Below are 18,227 nucleotides of genomic sequence, written 5' to 3'. Positions count from 1 at the left end.
TACCAGGGCGCCAATTCAAAATCAGCGCCCTGACTTTTTACAGCAAGAATGTGTGCAACGCAGGGTCTTTGCGATCCAGATAATGGGTCGAACGGATACGGCGAATGGTGCGCGATTTACCACGGATCAACAGGGTTTCGGTGGTTGCCATATTACCTTTGCGACTGATACCGTCCAGCAGATCGCCTTTGGTGATGCCGGTGGCGGAGAAAATCACGTTGTCGTTACGCGCCATATCGTCCAATAGCAAGACTTTCCCGGCCTCAATGCCCATCTCTTTGCAACGCGCTAACTCGGCCTCGCCCATACGACGATTCTCGGCATTGTCGCCTTTCACCTCATGGCGTGGTAGCAAACGCGCCTGCATATCACCGTCTAATGCGCGGATCACTGCCGCTGAGATCACGCCTTCTGGGGCACCGCCGATGCCATACATCACGTCAACTTCGCTTTCTGGTATACAGGTGAGGATGGAAGCCGCCACGTCGCCGTCTGGAATGGCGAATACTTTCACACCCATTTGCTGCATTTGGGCGATCACGCCATCATGGCGCGGTTTTGCCAACGTAATCACAGTCAATTCTGTTAGCGGTTTGCCGAGGCGATTGGCAACATTACGCAGGTTGTCTGCTAACGGCAGATTAAGATCGATAGCGCCACGGGCTTCGGGGCCAACCACCAGTTTTTCCATATACATATCTGGTGCGTGTAAGAAGCTACCACGGTCGCCCACCGCCAGTACCGCGAGTGCATTGGATTGTCCCATGGCGGTCATGCGAGTGCCTTCGATCGGATCGACGGCGATGTCTACCGCATCACCTTTGCCGCTACCCACTTGCTCGCCGATATACAGCATTGGCGCTTCATCGATCTCGCCTTCACCGATAACAATACGACCATCAATATCGACGTTATTGAGCATAATGCGCATTGCGTTAACGGCGGCACCGTCGGCGGCATTTTTGTCACCGCGCCCGAGCCATTTGTAACCGGCCAGTGCGGCAGCTTCGGTGACGCGGGAGAACTCGATGGCTAATTCACGTTTCATGGCAAACCTGCTAGTGATAAAAGGAAGGAAATATTGATGAAGTCTATCACAGCGTGCAGCGAGGCAAAAAAAAGCGCCGCCCGAGGGCCGCGCTAATCAGGGGGAAACAACAGATTAACTTAGTCGTGATCTTCCCACGCCTGCGCGCGTGCGACGGCTTTTTTCCAACCGCTGTAACGGAAGTTACGTTCGGTGGTTTCAATACCTGGGCGGAACTCGCGCTCAATGGTCGCTTTGCTCTTCACTTCATCCAGATCATTCCAGTAGCCCACCGCTAGACCGGCAAGGTAAGCGGCACCCAGCGCCGTGACTTCACGCACTTCAGGGCGCTCAACGCGGGTTCCCAAGATGTCGGACTGGAACTGCATCAGGAAGTTATTGGCGACTGCGCCACCGTCCACTCGCAGCGATTGCAGACGGGTATTAGCATCGGCTTGCATCGCATCCAGCACGTCACGGGTTTGATAAGCGATAGACTCCAGCGTCGCACGGATGATGTGGTTGCTGTTCACGCCACGGGTCAGGCCGAAGATAGCCCCGCGGGCATACGGGTCCCAATAAGGCGCACCCAAACCGGTAAATGCGGGCACCACATACACGCCGTTGCTGTCTTTGACCTTGGTGGCGAAGTATTCGGAGTCGGTGGCATCGCTGATTAACTTCATCTCGTCACGCAGCCATTGGATAGATGCACCGCCGATAAACACCGCCCCTTCCAGCGCGTAGTTCACTTCACCGCGTGGGCCGCAGGCGATGGTGGTCAACAGACCGTGACTGGAACGTACTGCTTCTTTGCCAGTGTTCATCAGCAGGAAGCAGCCGGTGCCGTAAGTGTTTTTCGCCATCCCCGGCTGAACACAGAGTTGGCCGTACAGCGCCGCCTGTTGGTCACCGGCGATACCGGCGATGGGAATACGCGTCCCGCCTTTACCACCGATGTTGGTTTGGCCGTAAACTTCGGATGATGGACGAACTTTTGGCAGCATGGCGCGTGGAATATCCAGCACTTCCAGCATACGCTCGTCCCAATCCAGCTCGTGGATGTTGAACAGCATGGTACGAGAGGCGTTGGTGTAATCGGTGACGTGCACCCGTCCTTGCGTCATTTTCCACACCAGCCAGGTGTCGACGGTACCGAACAGCAATTCGCCACGCTTGGCGCGTTCGCGAGCCCCCTCGACGTTATCAAGGATCCATTTTACTTTGGTGCCGGAAAAATACGGGTCAACGACTAAGCCAGTGTTATGACGGATGTACTCTTCCAGACCATCACGCTTGAGTTTTTCGCAGATATCCGCAGTACGACGACATTGCCAAACAATGGCGTTATACACCGGTTTGCCGGTTTCCTTTTCCCAGACGATAGTAGTTTCACGCTGGTTGGTGATACCGATACCGGCAATTTGATCGGAGCTGATGTCGGCTTTTGCCAGCACTTCGACCAGCGTAGAGCTTTGGCTAGACCAGATCTCCATCGGATCGTGTTCGACCCAGCCCGCTTTTGGGTAGATTTGCGTGAATTCGCGCTGGGAAACCGCCACGATATTCGCATCATGATCGAGTACCACAGCGCGTGAGCTGGTGGTTCCTTGGTCGAGAGCAACCATGTATTTTTTTTCAGTCGTCATGCTGTTAATCCTGCTGTTGTTAACCGGTCTACCCTTCATCCGTTAGGACGAAGGGTATCGAATTGCACCAATCACGCCTTGCGTTGTTGGGCTTTAGTTGTAGGTTCGTCTTCCACTACACAGACATCACATGGCAAGTGGCGACCAATCAGGGCGCGATAGCCGAAGGCACCTAGACCAGCACCGAGAATTGGGCCAAAGATCGGAACTAGGAAGTAAGGGATGTCACGGGCGCCAGTAAAGGCAACTTCACCCCAGCCTGCCAGATAAGCAAACAGTTTCGGGCCAAAATCACGAGCTGGGTTCAGTGCGAAACCGGTCAATGGCCCCATTGAAGCACCAATTACCGCGATCAAGATACCGATCAACACCGGTGCTAGCGGGCCGCGAGGAATGCCGTTGCCATCGTCGGTCAGTGCCAGAATCAGACACATCAGGATGGCGGTAATCACGGTTTCTACCAAGAATGCCTGCATGACAGAGATATGCGGATTCGGGTAAGTCGAGAAGATACTCGCTAGGTTGAGGCTTTCAACGCTGCCACGCACCATATTGTGGCTGGCTTCAAAGTCGATAAACAGGTTGTAGTATAACCCGTAGACCAACGCTGCTGCGCAGAAGGCTCCGGCAACCTGCGCAACAATGTAAGGAAGTACTTTGCGTCCATCAAAGCAGGCAAACAGCCATAGTGCGAGGGTAACGGCTGGGTTCAGGTGCGCGCCGGAGATGGCGGCGGTCAGATAGATGGCCATGGAAACACCCAGGCCCCAAATGATACTGATTTCCCACTGGCCGAAGCTGGCACCTGCCAGTTTCAGCGCCGCAACACAACCTACGCCAAAGAAGATCAACAGGCCGGTACCGAGGAACTCGGCGATACATTGGCCTTTTAAGGTAGGGCTGGTGGTTTGGCTCATAATGTTGTTGTCCTGAGAGACGGTTATCGGTTTATAGATCCGATGGAGGTAACCTTCGGTCTATGGGTACATTTTTTATATTTCGTCCAATTTTTGAATTGAGGACGTGATGTGAATTTATCGTTAACGAGCATAAACGAGAAATAGCGAAATCATAATCTGTGTACTCCGTCATAAAATTGAGCGAATTCGCGCCATGAAGCACTTTTTCTGCGCGATAAAAGTGTGATCTGACCAGTGCTTTAGTTTCTATTCATTAACAATTCGTGTGACGAAAAGGGATCTTCTTTCGGTTTTTGCTGATAGTCGTGGTCAGAAAATTGCTACAAGCTGCTTGGGAAGCCAGTATGCTGCTAGACAGTGGGGGGCAGGCTACTTACAATCGATTGTATTGGGAGAAGCATTTTATCGAGACAGGCGCGTTTTCTACTTAGCGCGTGTCACCTGGCGCGAGCATATTCGCAGCAGCTGCAACTTGATTTGCGGCGCTACTTATAAATGTACGCCTTGCTATCATGAGGGGACTGAAGAATGTCATTTGAAGTATTTGAAAAATTGGAGTCAAAAGTTCAGCAGGCGATTGATACCATCACTTTGTTGCAGATGGAAATCGAAGAGCTGAAAGAGAAGAACAACACCCTGTCGCAGGAAGTTCAGAATGCCACTGGTAACCATGAGTCATTGGTGCGTGAGAACCAGCAACTGAAAGAAGAACAGCACGTATGGCAAGATCGCCTGCGTGCGCTGTTGGGTAAAATGGAAGAAGTTTGATCCGTTTTACTCTGCGATTGAAAAGGGCACCGCAAGTGCCCTTTATCATATCTGGAGGTTACTCGATATCGAGTGGTTCTTCAGAAAGGATGATGCCGGTGTTATCGGCATACAGATGATCGCCAGAGAAGAAGGTGACGCCACCGAAGTTGACGCGAACATCGCTCTCGCCAATACCTTCACTCGCAGCACCCACAGGAATGGCCGCCATCGCTTGAATGCCGATGTCCAGTTCTTCCAAGTCGTCTACTTGGCGCACCGCACCGTAAACTACGATCCCTTCCCACTCGTTCTGAGTCGCTAACGCAGCTAATTCTGCATCAATTAACGCGCGTCGTACCGAACCGCCACCGTCAACCAGCAGCACTTTACCGAGGCCATTTTCGCCGAGCAGATCGTAAAGCAGGCCATTATCTTCAAAGCATTTCACCGTAATGATCTGCCCGCCAAATGAAGTACGCCCACCAAAATTAGAGAATAGAGGTTCAACCACGTTGACCTCATCCTGATGAATGTCACAAAGTTCGGAAGTATCGTATTTCATAAGAGTTTACGTCTGGTTGCCGCTGGAATAACCAGTATATCCCTTTATTTACCCTGTTGGCAAAATCATCAGTTGTTAGTTGAGACGACTATTTGCTAAGTACTACGCCAATAGCAAAGAGGATATTAATCAACAAGGCAGCTTTGACCATGTGTTCCAGCATCGGGCGCATACCGATTGCCGTTTTGTCATGTAATACACGAATGCCGTGGCGATACAGCAATGGCGTTGCCAAGACAAACAACCAACCCCAGAAGCCATGCAGGTTGATCAGGACAAATAGGGCAAAACACAACACGGCGGAAATTAACAAACCGATGTGGTAATAGCGAGCTTTTCGCGGGCCAAGGCGTACCGCCAGCGTATTCTTGCCATTTTCACGATCGCTTTCGATATCGCGCAAATTATTAATGTTCAACACGGCCGCTGCCAGTAAGCCGCAGGCAGTGGCGGGTAACATCACAATGCTATCGAAGTGGTGGGCTTGCAAATAGTAAGAGCCCGCCACGCTGAGCCAGCCAAAGAACACCAACACCGAAATATCACCCAAGCCCAGATAACCATAGGGTTTGGTACCGACGGTGTAAGTGATAGCGGCGATGATCGATAACCCACCCAATACCAAGAAACCGACGACATCGCTTGGCTGCTCGCAAGCAACGGCAATTAATGAACTGCCCGCGATAATGATCAGCCCCACAGTGATAATCAATGCGCGTTTCATCTGCGCTTGGGTAATCATGCCTTTTTGCATACCACGCAAAGGGCCGATGCGGTCTTCTTTGTCGCTGCCCTTTACCGCGTCGCCGTAGTCATTCGCTAGGTTAGAGAGAATTTGCAGCAGGCCTGCAGTCAGCAGTGCTAACAATGCAACGCTAGGTTTTAAGCTACCTTGCCAGGCTGCGATAGCGGAACCGACAACGATAGAGGCAAATGCCAATGGCAGCGTTTTGGGTCGTAAACTTTCCAACCAGGCTTTAGCCGGGGTGGTGGTGGTTGATGAGCTCATTATTCGCTTCAATAGGTCAAGAGGCTGTGTCCGGTAGAAATAGCTGTGGGAGGCGTTTGCCTCCCACACTGATTAACTGCTTGGACAGTGATAAAGCGATTATAGGATAAAACGACTTAGATCTTCATCTGCTACCAGCTCATCTAAATGATTACCGACGTAATCTGCATCAATGAGGAACGATTGGCCGTTGATTTCACTCGCATCATAGGAAATATCCTCCATCAAACGTTCCAGCACGGTGTGCAAACGACGCGCGCCGATGTTCTCAGTGCTTTCGTTGACTTGCCATGCGGCTTCAGCGATACGGCGGATGCCGTCGGCGGTGAAATCGATGGTGACGCCTTCGGTGGCCATCAGCGCTTTGTACTGCTCGGTCAGTGAGGCGTTAGGTTCAGTCAGAATGCGTTCGAAGTCTTCAGTGCTCAGTGCTTGCAGCTCAACACGAATTGGCAGACGACCTTGCAGCTCAGGGATCAGATCGGACGGGCTGGCAACCTGGAATGCGCCGGAAGCGATAAACAGAATATGATCGGTTTTCACCATGCCGTGCTTGGTGGAGATGGTGCTACCTTCCACCAGTGGCAGCAGATCGCGCTGTACACCTTCGCGAGAAACGTCAGGACCGGAGCTTTGACCGCCACGCTTACAGATTTTGTCTATCTCGTCGATGAACACGATGCCATGCTGCTCAACCGCTTCAATCGCTTGTTCTTTCAGCTCTTCTGGATTCACCAGTTTGGCGGCTTCTTCCTCGATCAGCAATTTGAAGGCTTCTTTAATCTTCAGCTTACGAGGTTTCTGCTTTTGACCACCGATGTTTTGGAACATCGATTGCAGTTGGTTGGTCATCTCCTCCATGCCTGGAGGTGCCATGATTTCTACGCCCATTGGCGCAGCCGTCAAATCGATTTCGATCTCTTTGTCGTCTAATTGGCCTTCACGCAGTTTTTTGCGGAATGCCTGACGTGCTGCCGATGGCTCTTGCTGACCTTCTGCTTGCCCCCAGTTGTTTTTAGCCGGTGGGATCAGCACATCGAGAATACGTTCTTCCGCCATTTCTTCTGCGCGGCTACGGTTTTTCTCGATCGATTGTAGGCGCACCATTTTCACTGCCGCATCGGTCAGATCGCGGATAATCGAATCCACTTCTTTACCTACGTAACCAACTTCGGTGAATTTGGTGGCTTCTACTTTGATGAACGGTGCGTTAGCCAACTTAGCTAAACGACGGGCGATTTCGGTTTTACCAACGCCGGTTGGGCCGATCATCAGAATATTTTTTGGTGTGACTTCATGACGCAGCATTTCGCTGAGCTGCATCCGGCGCCAGCGGTTACGCAAGGCAATAGCTACGGCACGTTTAGCCTTGTGTTGGCCGATGATATAGCTGTCTAGTTCGCTGACAATTTCGCGTGGGGTCATTTCAGACATGGTTTCGATCCTTACGCTTTTGGCGCTTTAGCAGGCAATTCTTCAATCGTGAGGTTATGGTTGGTGTAAATACAGATGTCACCTGCGATGCCGAGTGCTTTCTCGGTGATTTCGCGGGCACTTAGCTCGGTATTTTCCAACAGTGCACGTGCTGCGGCTTGTGCGTAGGGGCCGCCGGAACCGATGGCGATTAGGCTACCTTCTGGCTCCATCACGTCGCCGTTACCGGTGATGATCAACGAGGTATTTTCATCGGCTACCGCCAACAAGGCTTCCAGCTTGCGTAGAATTCGATCAGTACGCCAGTCTTTCGCCAGTTCTACCGCGGCTTTGACCAAGTGTCCTTGATGCATTTCCAGCTTACGTTCGAACAGTTCGAGCAGGGTAAAGGCATCGGCGGTGCCGCCAGCGAAACCGGCAATCACCTTATCGTTGTACAGACGACGTACTTTTTTGACGTTGCCCTTCATTACCGTGTTGCCCAATGTGGCTTGACCATCGCCACCGATGACTACTTGGCCATTACGGCGCACGCTTACAATTGTTGTCACGAGCATACCCTCGTCAAAATCGGAAAGAAGTCCTCGTAGTCTCCGCGTTGGCAGAGGCTACGAGGCATATTGAGAGTATAGATGGGGGAGGATTAACGCTTTTCAACCCCCAACGGAGAGGGGGATGCAACTTGACATGCCAACACCCTTCAGGCGCGAAAGCGTTTTGTCTGCTGCGGCACGGGTGCTGTAGGGGCCGAGTACCACACGATTCCAGCCACCGCCTGAAGTAATGCGGCTTTCGATGCCTTCAAACGCCAATTGCGCACGGATCGATTCGGCTTGGTCGACGGCGCGGAATGAACCACATTGCACCATCCAACGCTGAGATTTTTCTTTCTCAGGTTTCGGTGTTTCTGGTTTTACTTCCGGTTTTGGTTTCACTTCCGCGGGTTTGGTGGTTACCGGCGGAGGTGTTACGGCTTGTGTCTTCGGCTGTACCGGTGCGGTCGTCGGCGCATTGTTGAACGGACTGCGCGACGGATTGGCCGTTGGCTGCTGCTGTTGTTGCTGTACTGGTTGTTGTATTGGTTGCTGAGTGGTCGTTTGGCGCTGATTAGCACGTGCTGCGGCCTGTGCAGGATCGTTATACGGCACTTCCGAAAGTTGTGTCGGACGTTGCTGCATATCGGCCTGCATTTGCTCCAGCAATTGACGCTGCTCTGTGGTCAGTGGAGTTTTGGCGTTCATCTCGCCACCAGCCGAAGGTTCGGTTGGGGTTTGAACACCAATCTGACGATTTTCCAGCTCTTTAATATAACGCCAGCGCTCTTCCGGCTTCGGCGGTAGGCCGTTGCCAGGACGGTTGCTATGTGAAGGCAGTGGCAGCACATCATCCGGTTTATTATGGGTAATGAAATAGAGACCACCGGCAAAGATCACCAGTAAGGCGACGGCTAATGCCACCACGGTTTTGGATACCTTCGGAGAACTTTTCTTCTTTCGGCTGGGGGTCTTGCGCCGCGCTCCCGAGCGCCCACGACTTACATAGTCTCTTTGTGCCACTATTGTTCCGCTATTCCGCTGTGTTTTTATTTAGAAATAAGCTCGTCATGTTACTGAACCCTAAAATATTTGACTAGCTTTTAGGAGCCGCGGTGCTACCACGGATAATCAGTTCGCTATCTAACAAGCGCGAACCACTGGCTACCGTTTGCCCATGCAACTGTTCTAATAACAGTAACATAGCCTGCTGACCAATTTGGTAGCGTGGTTGGGCAACCGTAGTCAGTGGCGGATCGCAATATTGTGTCAGCTTGATGTCATCAAAACCGACAATCGAGAGATCTTCAGGGACGCTTAGCCCCATCTTCTTAGCCTGCGATAACGCACCAATGGCCATAACATCACTGTGGCAGAAAATGGCGGTTGGCGGTGTTGGCAGTGCCATCAGCTCGATCAATGCCTCTGCTCCGGCTTCGTAAGTGAAATCACCCCGGGTAATATAGCCGCTTTCCACACTAATTCCATTACGGCGTAAGGCTTGAATGTAACCTTGCAGACGATAATGGCTGAGCGGCATCTGTTCCGGCCCGGCAACACAGGCGATATGCCGATGCCCAAGCTCATGTAAATAGTGCACGGCCTCAAAAGCGGCGGTTAGGTTATCGATATGCACCGTTGGCAATTCCAGCTCTGGTGCGAACTCGTTCGCCATCACCATCGGCGGCAGGTTGCGCTGTTCTTCTTTACTGGCGTCGAACGGCAAATTGGAGCCGAGCAGTAACATGCCATCGATTTGTTTAGTAATGATCAGATTAACGAAGGTGCGTTCCTGTTGGTTTTGCTGAGCACAATCGCCGATCAGGACCAGATAACCTTGTTGCGCGGCGGTATGCTCGATCCCTTGGATCACATCGGCAAAAAATGGATCGCAAATATCCGGGACGATCACCAGGATGGTTCGGGATTCATTGCGCTTAATGTTGCGCGAAAGGGCATGAGGGGAGTAACCGACGGCCAATACCGCTTGTTCGACTTTCTGACGTGTCGGCGTTGACACCTTTTCCGGGTTCATCAGCGCCCGTGATACGGTGGCTGTAGAAACGCCTGCCATTTCGGCAACGTCTTTCATCGTTGCCATGGGTAAATCTTTCTTGTGTTCCAACGCCTTTCCCCCTGCGCTGGCAAGGCCAACGCGACTACCGCTCAAGTGACAAAAAATGTCTTCGCAGATATTCTAAACAGATTACGCTCTGCTTTTGTTACCTAATTTGCATAAAAAGTGTGACGTAAGGAGGTTTTTTCGTGTTCGCTCGCATAATTTAAGGGTAAACGTTTGCATGGCTTAAGCTGAATCGGACTTATCCGGGTTCAACTATCGATAGGATCAACGTCCAACGTCCACTTCACTTTACGAGCTTGCGGCAAGGTACTCACCAGCGGTAACGAGCTTTTCATCACTTGTTGCAGCAAGCGGCGTGAGGGGTGCTGTAGCAATAATTGCCAGCGGAAACGCCCACTGCGCTTGGATTGCAGCGCAGGAACCGGCCCCATAATCCAAAGTGAATCATCTTTTAGCGGGCTACTCTCCAGTAAATTACGTAACTGTTGCAGGAACAGCGGCGCCTGTTGGTTATCGTGATCTTCCGAACGCACAATAATGTGGTTGGTATAGGGTGGCAGAAACACACTGTTGCGCTCGGCTAGCGTCTGTTTGGCGAAGGCGTCATAACCTTGTTGGAGCAGAATTTGTAGCAGCGGATGTTCAGGATGATGGGTTTGCAGCAAGACTTCACCTTGTTTACCCGCTCGTCCGGCGCGGCCAGAGACCTGGGTATACAACTGGGCGAAACGTTCTGCGGAGCGAAAATCAGCGGAGAACAGCGCGCCATCCACATCTAACAAAGCAACCAGCGTGACATCCGGGAAATGGTGCCCCTTGGCCAGCATTTGCGTACCAATAAGAATGCGTGAATCGCCTTGGTGAATTTCTGCTAAGTGCTGCTCTAGTGAGCCTTTACGGCTAGTGGTATCGCGATCGATACGGGTGATCGGCGTTGCTGGAAACAGCGGTGCTAACTCATTTTCCAGTTGCTCGGTACCGACGCCGACCGACACCAAATGCGTCGAACCACACTGCGGGCACTGATGCGGCACCGAGCGCTGACTATCGCAATGGTGGCAACGTAGTTGGCGCTGATATTGATGGTAAGTGTAGTAATGGTCACAGCGCTGACATTCGGCGATCCAACCACATTCATGGCACAGCAATGCAGGCGCATAACCACGGCGGTTGAGGAACAACATCACCTGATTACCGGCTTTTAGATGGTATTGCATGCTTTTCAGCAACGGCTGTGACAGCCCGACCTTCAGGGGTAACCCCTTCAGATCGATCAGGTGTTGCGTCGCGGGTTTGGCGTTGCCTGCGCGTTGGGTCAGTTTTAACTGACGATATTTGCCCAATTGTACGTTGTGCAAAGTTTCTAGCGCTGGCGTCGCGGAACCCATCACCATTGGGATGTTTTCTTCATGGGCGCGGAATACCGCCAGATCGCGCGCATGGTAGCGCCAACCTTCTTGTTGCTTGTAAGAGCTGTCGTGCTCTTCATCAATAATGATCACGCCCAGGCGTGCAAACGGGGTGAACAGCGCCGAGCGGGTGCCGATAACAATTGCCGCCTCGCCGCTACGCGCCCGCAACCAGACGGCTAATCGTTCGCTGTCGTTAAGGCCCGAGTGCAGAACCTCTACCGGTGCGTTGAAACGTTCACGGAATCGGGCGATGGTTTGCGGCGTTAGACCAATCTCAGGCACCAGTACCAAAGCTTGTTTACCTTTCGCCAGAATATTCTCTAGCACGCTGAGATAGACTTCGGTCTTGCCGGAACCGGTCACACCGGCCAATAACCACGCGGCAAATTGTTCATCTTCACTGCGGATCGCGCCGACGGCGGTTGCCTGCTCGGTATTCAAGCGTAGGCGTTCACCTAACACTGCAAAATTGGGTTGCCAGTCTTGTGCTGTCACCGCCTGCGAGCGTAGATCGGCCAGCCCTTTGGTTCGCAGTGCTTGCAAAGCACTTTCGGTCAGATCCAATTCGCTGACCTGATGGCGATAAAGTGGGCGTTGTAATAATGCCGCCAACGCTTGCTGTTGTTTACGTGCGCGTTTCAGACTTTCTGGTGGTGTGGCACGGCCTTGTTCAGTAGCAAACCATTGCCACAGCGGCGCGGTTTCTGCGGGTTTACCTTGACGTAATAATACTGGCAGCGCATGGAACAGCACTTCGCCGATGGGATAATGGTAGTAGTCGCTGGCCCAGTGCAGGATGCGCCACAAGCTGGTGGAGAAGAGTGATTGGTGGTCGATAATTGAATCGATCGGTTTTAGCTTTTCCAGCGGTAGTTCGCTGGTGGCACTACATCCGGTGACGATACCGATGGTCTGTTGTTTGCCCCAAGGAACGCGAATGCGCGCACCGACGACTGGTTGCAACCCGTCGGGCAGCAGGTAGTCGAAGGTACGAGCGAGCGGAACCGCAATAGCAACATGAACAACAGGCATGGGGTCATCCAGACGGCAAAAATTGTCGGTTAGTTTACACGCTAGGCGGTGAAATGTACGGTTCCGATTGCGCGCCACTAGCAATTCTGTATAATTTGCCGCCTTTGGTATAATTCGATACCAATAATTTATTATTAACCACGTGTGGTGTCTGGCGGAGTAGGGCTGGATAGCGACACGGCCTTAACTGAGGTTTTCCCCATGCAAAAAGGTATTCACCCAAAATACGAAGCAGTTACTGCAACTTGTTCTTGCGGTAACGTGATCAAGATCAACTCCACTGTGGGTCACGATCTGAACCTGGACGTTTGTGGCGAATGTCACCCGTTCTACACTGGCAAGCAGCGTGATGTTGCTAGCGGTGGTCGTGTTGACCGCTTCAACAAGCGTTTCAGCATGCCAGGCGCTAAGAAATAAAATTTCTTACTGCCAAATGAAAAAGACACCCTCGGGTGTCTTTTTTCGTTTATGCGGTCTACGTTTGCCAGTGGGTGTTTAGTATTCCCAAGTCTCAGGATCAACACCTAGCTCACGCATCAGCACTTTTGCGGCTTCCGGGATTTCATCACTACGTTCTTTACGTAGATCTTCATCGTTCGGCAGCGGTTGGCCGGTAAAGGCGTGCAGGAACGCTTCGCACAGCAATTCGCTGTTGGTGGCATGACGCAGGTTATTGACCTGGCGACGGGTCCGTTCGTCGGTGAGGATTTTCAGCACCTTCAGCGGAATGGATACCGTGATTTTTTTTACTTGCTCGCTTTTTTTACCGTGTTCAGCGTAGGGGCTGACATACTCGCCGTTCCACTCAGCCATGGGACACCTTAAATTTGTCGGAAAATTACAAAATTCTAAAAACCGGCCAATTATGCCCGATCTTCACTGCGCTCACTAAATAAATGTCGACTTTACGCGATCAGGGTCACTGGATGAGGCGTACTGTCACTTCAAACCGCTATAATTTTAGCGGTTATTGTCAGTTTGCTCAATCTATACGCAAAGAAGTTTAGATGTCCAGATGTATTGACGTCTATTGTCACTGCGATTAATCTTTAGGCTTCATTCACCAGAGAGCCGAGCAACTTATGACGCGTAAACCTGCCACCATTGCTGTACGTAGCGGTCTGAACGATGACGAACAGTACGGCTGCGTTGTCCCGCCTATTCATCTTTCCAGCACCTATAACTTTACCGATTTCAATCAACCCCGTGCTCATGATTACTCACGCCGTGGCAATCCGACGCGTGATGTGGTGCAGCGGGCGCTGGCGGAATTGGAAGGGGGTGCCGGTGCGGTGATGACCAGCAGCGGAATGTCGGCGGTTCATCTGGTGACGACCGTATTTTTGAAGCCCGGCGATCTGCTGGTGGCTCCGCACGATTGTTACGGGGGCAGCTACCGCCTGTTCGATAGCTTGGCCAAACGTGGTGCTTATCGCGTGCTGTTTGTTGATCAAAGTGATCGCGATGCATTGCAACAGGCGTTGGCACAAAAGCCAAAACTGGTGCTGATCGAAAGCCCAAGTAACCCATTGCTGCGTGTGGTGGATATTGCCGCCATTTGTCAGGCAGCCCATGAAGTGGGGGCGCTGGCCGTTGTGGATAACACCTTCCTCAGCCCGGCGTTACAGCAACCTATCGGCCTCGGAGCCGATCTGGTGGTGCATTCCTGCACCAAATATTTGAATGGTCACTCTGACGTGGTAGCCGGTGCCGTCATTGCTAAAGATCCCGATCTGGCAGTGGAACTGGCATGGTGGGCGAACAACATTGGCGTCACTGGCGGGGCATTTGACAGTTATCTACTGTTGCGCGGTATGCGTACGCTATCGCCACGCATCAAGGCGGCGCAACAAAACGCGCAAGCCATTGTCAGTTATTTACAGCAGCAACCATTGGTGAAAAAGCTGTATCATCCTTCCCTGCCGGAAAATCCAGGGCATGAGATTGCGCGTAAGCAACAACGTGGTTTTGGTGCGATGCTCAGTTTTGAACTGGATGGTGATGAATCAGTCCTACGCCGTTTCTTGAAGGCGTTGGAATTGTTCACTTTGGCAGAATCGCTGGGTGGTGTAGAAAGCTTGATTTCCCACGCGGCGACCATGACTCACGCTGGTATGGCGGCGCAAGCGCGTGCCGCTGCTGGCATCTCCGAGAGCCTGCTGCGTATTTCTGTGGGTATTGAAGACAGTGAAGATTTGATTGCCGATCTGGAACAAGCCTTCCAGGCGGCGGCAACGAGGTAAGCATGAATGCAATTGCGGTAGCAGGGCCTGTGAGTGGGCGTCAACTGCACAAATTTGGCGGCAGCAGCCTAGCGGATGTGAAGTGTTACCTGCGCGTGGCAGGGATCATGGCTGAATACAGCCAGCCGGGCGATATGATGGTGGTGTCGGCGGCGGGTAGCACCACTAACCAACTGATTAGTTGGTTGAAACTGAGCCAGAGCGACCGTCTCTCCGCACATCAGGTGCAGCAAACGCTACGTCGTTATCACAGTGAGTTGATCAGTGGTTTGTTGCCACCAGAGACTGCGGAACCGCTGATTGCGGCATTTATTCAGGATCTGGAGCGTCTAGCGGTATTGCTGGACGACAAGGTTGATGACGCCGCCTATGCCGAAGTGGTTGGGCACGGTGAGATCTGGTCGGCGCGTCTGATGGCGGCGGTATTGAATAAGTTGGATATACAGGCCGCGTGGCTGGATGCGCGTGATTTCCTGCGTGCCGAGCGCGCTGCACAGCCGCAAGTGGATGAGGGGCGCTCTTATCCGCTGTTACAACAACTGCTGGCACAACATCCGGGCAAACGTCTGGTGGTGACCGGCTTTATTTCGCGTAATGAAGCCGGTGAAACCGTGCTGTTAGGACGCAACGGCAGCGACTATTCCGCGACCCAGATCGGCGCATTGGCTGGTGTGGAGCGCGTGACGATTTGGAGTGACGTCGCCGGGGTTTACAGCGCCGATCCACGTAAAGTAAAAGATGCCTGCTTGTTGCCACTGTTGCGACTGGATGAAGCCAGCGAACTGGCGCGTTTGGCGGCTCCGGTACTGCATACTCGTACCCTGCAACCGGTGTCTGGTAGCGATATCGATCTGCAATTGCGTTGTAGTTATCAACCTGAGCAAGGTTCGACGCGTATCGAACGTGTACTGGCTTCCGGTACCGGTGCGAAAATTGTCACCAGCCATGATGACATTTGCCTGATTGAATTGACCATTGCGCCGCAACACGATTTCAAACTGGCGCAAAAAGAGTTGGATTTGGTGTTGAAGCGCACGCAGCTTAAACCGCTGGCGATTGGCGTTCATCCCGATCGTAACCTGATTCAATTGTGTTACACCGCTGAAGTCGCAGGCAGTGCGCTACGTAGTTTGCAAGAGTCGGTATTACCGGGCGAACTACAACTGCGCGAAGGTTTGGCGTTAGTGGCGTTGGTCGGCGCGGGTGTTTGTAAGAACCCGCTGCACAGCCACCGTTTCTATCAGCAATTGCAAGATCAGCCGGTGGAGTTTATCTGGCAGGCGGAAGACGGTATCAGCCTAGTGGCGGTATTGCGTCAGGGACCGACGGGGTTATTGATCCAAGGGCTGCACCAAACGCTATTCCGAGCCGAAAAACGCATCGGTCTGGTGCTGTTTGGCAAAGGCAATATTGGTTCGCGCTGGCTTGAGCTGTTTGCTCGCGAGCAAAAGAACATTTCTGCCCGCAGTGGTTTTGAATTTACCTTGGCCGGTGTGGTGGATAGTCGTCGCAGCCTGTTGAATTACGACGGATTGGATACCAGCCGCACGTTGGCGTTCTTTGAAGAAGAAGCGCAGGAGCTGGATGAAGAATCTCTGTTCTTGTGGATGCGTGCGCATCCGTTCGACGATTTGGTGGTGCTTGATGTGACTGCCAGTGAAAACTTGGCGCAGCAGTACTTGGATTTCGCCAGCTACGGTTTCCACGTAATTAGCGCCAATAAACTGGCTGGGGCATCTAGCAGCGATAACTATCGCCAGATCCGTGATGCGTTTGCTAAAACCGGTCGCCATTGGCTGTATAACGCCACCGTGGGTGCTGGGTTGCCCGTCAACCACACGGTGCGCGATCTACGCGACAGCGGCGATAGTATTCTGGCGATCAGCGGTATCTTCTCCGGCACGTTGTCTTGGTTGTTCTTACAATTCGACGGCACGGTGCCTTTCACCGATCTAGTGGATCAGGCATGGCAACAAGGGTTGACTGAACCCGATCCGCGCGTCGATCTGTCTGGGCAAGACGTGATGCGTAAGCTGGTGATTTTGGCGCGTGAGGCGGGTTATGACATCGAACCGAATCAGGTGCGTGTGGAATCGTTGGTTCCTGCCGGCGCGGAGAACGGGTCGGTCGATCAGTTCTTCGAGAATGGTGATGCCTTGAACCAGCAAATGCTGCAACGCTTTGAAGCGGCGAGCGAAATGGGCTTGGTGCTGCGTCACGTGGCGCGTTTCGACGCCAATGGCAAGGCGCGTGTCGGTGTAGAAGCGGTGCGACCCGACCATCCGCTGGCCTCGTTGCTGCCTTGCGACAACGTGTTTGCTATTGAAAGCCGCTGGTATCGCGATAATCCGCTGGTGATCCGTGGGCCGGGTGCCGGGCGTGATGTGACGGCTGGGGCGATCCAGTCTGACCTTAACCGTTTGGCACAACTGCTTTAATTTCTCAAGGGCGCGTTGATTCGCGCCCTGCAATCTCCCTCCCCGTTGTTGAAAATGAAATTCCTTCATCTCATCGGTGAACATTAATCATCTAACTCCCTCACTTTTCCTGTTGACTCTTTAGCCGACATACGGCATTTTCTATCTAGACGTCTAAACGTATAGACGCTTATTAAAATAAAGCTAAATCGCGATCGACAAGAGGCAGACAGGGTATGAGTTTTTTCCACGCAAACCAGCGGGAAGCGCTGAATCAGAGCCTGGCAGAGTTAAACGGCCAGATTAATGTATCGTTTGAATTTTTCCCGCCGCGCACCAGCGAGATGGAAGGCACCCTGTGGCAGTCGATCGATCGTCTGAGCAGCCTGAAACCTAAATTTGTCTCCGTAACTTACGGTGCAAACTCAGGCGAGCGCGATCGTACTCACAGCATCATCAAAGGCATCAAAGAGCGCACGGGGTTGGAAGCGGCACCGCACCTGACTTGTATCGACGCTTCTCGCGAGCAACTGCGCGAAATAGCTACCGATTACTGGAACAGCGGGATTCGCCATATCGTAGCATTGCGTGGCGATCTGCCACCGGGCGGTGGTAAGCCAGAAATGTACGCTACCGATCTGGTGGAACTGCTGAAAGGTGTTGGTGATTTCGATATTTCGGTCGCGGCTTATCCAGAAGTTCATCCTGAAGCGAAAAGCGCGCAGGCGGATTTGATCAACCTAAAACGTAAGATTGATGCTGGTGCTAACCGCGCTATCACTCAGTTCTTCTTTGATGTGGAAAGTTATCTGCGTTTCCGTGACCGTTGTGTCACCGCAGGGATTGATGTCGAGATTGTGCCGGGCATCTTGCCGGTATCCAACTTCAAGCAGTTACAGCGCTTTGCCACCATGACTAACGTGCGAGTGCCAAGCTGGATGACCAGCATGTTTGACGGGCTGGACGACGATGCGGAAACACGCAAAATGGTCGGCGCCAATATTGCGATGGACATGGTGAAAATCCTCAGCCGCGAAGGAGTAAAAGATTTCCATTTTTATACTCTGAACCGTGCAGAAATGAGTTATGCCATTTGCCACACGTTGGGTGTTCGTCCGGTGGCGGCATAAACAGATTCGTTAGGTTATGAAAGAAA

16 protein-coding genes are annotated in these 18,227 nt (G+C 52.4%); 5 read left to right on the top strand and 11 right to left on the bottom strand.

The window, feature by feature from the left end; genetic code table 11:
* Positions 1-37: 37 nt before the first annotated feature.
* The 3 genes from glpX to AC3ISQ_RS21145 form a co-directional block, all read right to left on the bottom strand.
* Entirely contained in the window at positions 38-1,048 is a 1,011-nt protein-coding gene (gene glpX, locus AC3ISQ_RS21155) for a class II fructose-bisphosphatase (protein WP_489349691.1), read from the bottom strand.
* A 119-nt stretch (positions 1,049-1,167) separates the two neighbouring features.
* Positions 1,168-2,676, bottom strand: a complete 1,509-nt coding sequence (gene glpK, locus AC3ISQ_RS21150) for a glycerol kinase GlpK (protein ID WP_489349689.1) — start codon at positions 2,674-2,676, stop codon at positions 1,168-1,170.
* A 71-nt stretch (positions 2,677-2,747) separates the two neighbouring features.
* Positions 2,748-3,593 (bottom strand): MIP/aquaporin family protein, encoded by an 846-nt coding sequence (locus AC3ISQ_RS21145; RefSeq protein WP_489349687.1) that lies wholly within the window; start codon positions 3,591-3,593, stop codon positions 2,748-2,750.
* Between the two features lie 531 nt (positions 3,594-4,124).
* On the opposite strand from AC3ISQ_RS21145, the gene zapB reads away from it, so the two are divergent.
* Positions 4,125-4,364 (top strand): septal ring assembly protein ZapB, encoded by a 240-nt coding sequence (gene zapB, locus AC3ISQ_RS21140; RefSeq protein WP_489349685.1) that lies wholly within the window; start codon positions 4,125-4,127, stop codon positions 4,362-4,364.
* 58 nt (positions 4,365-4,422) lie between these two features.
* On the opposite strand, the gene rraA is transcribed toward zapB, so the two are convergent.
* The 7 genes from rraA to priA form a co-directional block, all read right to left on the bottom strand.
* Positions 4,423-4,908, bottom strand: a complete 486-nt coding sequence (gene rraA, locus AC3ISQ_RS21135; protein WP_489349683.1) for a ribonuclease E activity regulator RraA — start codon at positions 4,906-4,908, stop codon at positions 4,423-4,425.
* Between the two features lie 88 nt (positions 4,909-4,996).
* Positions 4,997-5,917, bottom strand: a complete 921-nt coding sequence (locus AC3ISQ_RS21130; RefSeq protein WP_489349682.1) for a 1,4-dihydroxy-2-naphthoate polyprenyltransferase — start codon at positions 5,915-5,917, stop codon at positions 4,997-4,999.
* Between the two features lie 99 nt (positions 5,918-6,016).
* Positions 6,017-7,351 carry an ATP-dependent protease ATPase subunit HslU gene (gene hslU, locus AC3ISQ_RS21125; RefSeq protein ID WP_489349680.1) on the bottom strand — a complete coding sequence of 445 codons (1,335 nt, stop codon included), beginning with the start codon at positions 7,349-7,351 and terminating at the stop codon, positions 6,017-6,019.
* Between the two features lie 11 nt (positions 7,352-7,362).
* Entirely contained in the window at positions 7,363-7,902 is a 540-nt protein-coding gene (gene hslV / locus AC3ISQ_RS21120) for an ATP-dependent protease subunit HslV (protein WP_489349678.1), read from the bottom strand.
* A gap of 102 nt (positions 7,903-8,004) precedes the next feature.
* A complete protein-coding gene (gene ftsN / locus AC3ISQ_RS21115; protein ID WP_489349676.1) occupies positions 8,005-8,907 on the bottom strand; it encodes a cell division protein FtsN in 903 nt (300 codons plus the stop codon).
* A 73-nt stretch (positions 8,908-8,980) separates the two neighbouring features.
* Positions 8,981-10,009 (bottom strand): DNA-binding transcriptional regulator CytR, encoded by a 1,029-nt coding sequence (gene cytR / locus AC3ISQ_RS21110; RefSeq protein ID WP_489349675.1) that lies wholly within the window; start codon positions 10,007-10,009, stop codon positions 8,981-8,983.
* A 206-nt stretch (positions 10,010-10,215) separates the two neighbouring features.
* Positions 10,216-12,411 (bottom strand): primosomal protein N', encoded by a 2,196-nt coding sequence (gene priA, locus AC3ISQ_RS21105; protein ID WP_489349673.1) that lies wholly within the window; start codon positions 12,409-12,411, stop codon positions 10,216-10,218.
* A gap of 201 nt (positions 12,412-12,612) precedes the next feature.
* On the opposite strand from priA, the gene rpmE reads away from it, so the two are divergent.
* A complete protein-coding gene (gene rpmE, locus AC3ISQ_RS21100; protein ID WP_489349672.1) occupies positions 12,613-12,828 on the top strand; it encodes a 50S ribosomal protein L31 in 216 nt (71 codons plus the stop codon).
* A gap of 78 nt (positions 12,829-12,906) precedes the next feature.
* On the opposite strand, the gene metJ is transcribed toward rpmE, so the two are convergent.
* The gene (metJ, locus tag AC3ISQ_RS21095) at positions 12,907-13,224 is read right to left on the bottom strand and encodes a met regulon transcriptional regulator MetJ (RefSeq protein WP_489349670.1); all 318 of its coding nucleotides are present in this window, start codon (positions 13,222-13,224) and stop codon (positions 12,907-12,909) included.
* Positions 13,225-13,493: 269 nt separating this feature from the next.
* On the opposite strand from metJ, the gene metB reads away from it, so the two are divergent.
* From metB to metF, 3 genes are all read left to right on the top strand, one after another.
* Positions 13,494-14,654, top strand: a complete 1,161-nt coding sequence (gene metB / locus AC3ISQ_RS21090; protein WP_489349668.1) for a cystathionine gamma-synthase — start codon at positions 13,494-13,496, stop codon at positions 14,652-14,654.
* Between the two features lie 2 nt (positions 14,655-14,656).
* Entirely contained in the window at positions 14,657-17,092 is a 2,436-nt protein-coding gene (locus AC3ISQ_RS21085) for a bifunctional aspartate kinase/homoserine dehydrogenase II (RefSeq protein ID WP_489349666.1), read from the top strand.
* Positions 17,093-17,307: 215 nt separating this feature from the next.
* Positions 17,308-18,201, top strand: a complete 894-nt coding sequence (gene metF, locus AC3ISQ_RS21080; RefSeq protein ID WP_489349664.1) for a methylenetetrahydrofolate reductase — start codon at positions 17,308-17,310, stop codon at positions 18,199-18,201.
* Positions 18,202-18,227 lie beyond the last annotated feature (26 nt).

This window comes from Serratia sp. KH_031 (assembly GCF_057839655.1).
Note: the sequence above shows the minus strand (reverse complement) of the source record. Positions and strands in the feature narration are given on the sequence as shown.